Raw genomic sequence first — 2325 nt, 5'->3', positions numbered from 1 at the left:
GCACGCGCGGGTCGTGTCGATCGGCGCGAGTTCCTGGCGCTGGCAAGCGCCTTCGGCGCATCGACGGCGCTTGCCTACGCCATGATCGGCCTTGCCGTGCCGGATCGGGCCTTGGCCGAAGAGCCGAAGAAAGGCGGAACGCTGCGCGTCTCGATGTCGGTGAAGGGGCAGAAGGATCCGCGCACCTACGACTGGGTTGAGCTGGCGAACATTTCGCGCTGCTGGCTGGAGCCGCTTGTCCGCTATACCAGGCAGTTCACCTTCGAGCCGGTCCTGCTCGAAAGCTGGGATATCAATGACGACGCCACCGAATACGTGCTGCATGTGCGCAAGGGCATCACATGGAACAACGGCGATGCCTTCAACGCCGATGACGTCGCTCACAATCTGACGCGCTGGTGCGAGAAGAATGTCGCCGGCAATTCCATGGCCGCCCGTGTCGGCGCGCTGATCGACGCAAAGACCGGCAAGGCCAGGGATGGCGCGATCACCAAGGTCGACGACAACACGGTCAAGCTGAAGCTAAGCGAACCAGACATTTCACTGATCCCGAATTTCACCGACTATCCGGCGCTCGTCGTGCATCGCAACTTCGATGCCGACGGTGCCGATCCGATCAAGAAGCCGATCGGCACGGGACCGTTCGAACTGGTCTCCTACGATGTCGGCCAGAAGGCGGTCGTCAAGCGTCGCGAGAATGGCAAATGGTGGGGTGGTGAAGCGCCGCTCGACAGCGTCGAGTTCATCGACTACGGCACCGATTTCAACGCCACCGTGAACGCGTTCGAATCCGGTGAGATCGACCTCAATTTCGAGTCGCCCGCCGACTTCATCGACATTCTCGACAAGATGGATCTGGTGAAATCGGAGGTGGCGACGGCGACGACGCTGGTTGCCCGCACCAACATCACCCACAAGCCCTATGATGACCAGCGGGTGCGCAACGCCCTGCAAATGGCCGTCGACAACAATGCGGTCCTCCAACTCGGCTATGCCGGGCGAGGCACCCCTGGCGAAAACCACCACGTTGCCCCGATCCATCCGGAATACTATCCGCTGCCCAAGAAGACACGCGACGCCGCCGGCGCCAAGAAGCTGATGGCGGAAGCCGGACAGGCTGACTTCGAGCATGAGCTGATCACCATCGAGGACGATTGGCAGAAGAATACCGGCGACGCCATTGCCGGCCAGCTGCGCGATGCCGGAATCAAGGTGAAGCGCACGGTGCTGCCGGGTTCGACCTTCTGGAACGACTGGACGAAATATCCCTATTCGATGACGATCTGGTACATGCGCCCGCTTGGCGTCCAGGTGCTGGCGCTCGGCTATCGCACCGGCGAGGCCTGGAATGAATCGGCATATTCCAACCCCGATTTCGACGCCAAGCTCAAGCAGGCGCTATCGCTCATCGACGTGGAGAAACGACGCGAGGTCATGAAGGATGTCGAGCAGATCCTGCAGGATTCGGGCGTCATTATTCAGCCGTTCTGGCAGAAGCTCTACAGCCACCAGAACAAGAAGGTGAAGAACTATGGTGTCCACCAGACATTCGAGATGGACCTTCAGAACGTCTGGCTGGACGGCTGAAACAAGGCGCGGCAGGACTTCATGAGCCGCAAAAAAGCCGATATGCAGGATGCGTGGTATTGATAGGCTCAAGCCATCAAAAGCCGGAGATTCTGCATGAGACTGACAGTGCTCGTTGCCGCCCTTTCGATAGCCCTGCCGGGCGCCGCCGTCGCCGGACCGGCTTCCGACGCGGTGAAGTTCTTCTATGTCCCGGCGGTCAAGTTCGAGGCCGACGAACAATATCGGGATCGGTTCACCGAACCGGTGACGAAACTGTTCGAGCTGAACGACCAGGCAACGAAGACGAACCCGGACCAGGTCGCCTGCATCGATTTCGATCCTGGTCTCGACGCCCAGGATTTCGATCAGAAAACCGTCTCGAAAACGCTGAAACTGTCTGAGAAGCTGGATGGCGATAACGCACAGGTCACGGCATCCTTCAGCCTGTTCTCCGAGGGCGATGATTCCAAACGTGAAATGCTCTGGTCGCTCAAGAAGATCGACGGCAAGTGGAAGATATCGGACATCGCTTCCAAGACCAGCGACTGGACGCTCAGCGCGCTGGAATGCATGGCCGGCCAGACGCCGGAGTGAAGCGATGGCCCATCGCCGGTTCCTGGCGCTGTCGGGTGTGTGCCTGCTGGCGGCTCTGAGCGGCGCCGCCGCGCAAGGCTTGTTGGGTGCGCCGCCGGCAAACGCCCCGGCCGGCACCCAGCCGGGCGACAGCGGGGCACCGCCCGCAAATGCGCCGGGCGG

General features: G+C 60.9%; 2 protein-coding genes. Both read left to right on the top strand.

Translation table 11 applies throughout. From position 1 onward, the window contains the following. A partial coding sequence (locus EN964_RS29745; RefSeq protein WP_164776078.1) for an ABC transporter substrate-binding protein occupies nt 1-1587 on the top strand: 1587 nt, incomplete at its 5' end. A gap of 96 nt (nt 1588-1683) precedes the next feature. After that, complete coding sequence (locus tag EN964_RS29740) at nt 1684-2163, top strand: DUF3828 domain-containing protein (protein ID WP_127269038.1); 480 nt, start codon at nt 1684-1686, stop codon at nt 2161-2163. Nucleotides 2164-2325 lie beyond the last annotated feature (162 nt).

The organism is Mesorhizobium sp. M7A.F.Ca.CA.001.10.2.1, from assembly GCF_003998575.1.
In the GTDB taxonomy this organism is placed as follows: Bacteria; Pseudomonadota; Alphaproteobacteria; order Rhizobiales; family Rhizobiaceae; genus Mesorhizobium.
The sequence above is the reverse complement of the archived record's forward strand: the minus strand, read 5'-3'. Positions and strand labels throughout refer to the sequence as shown.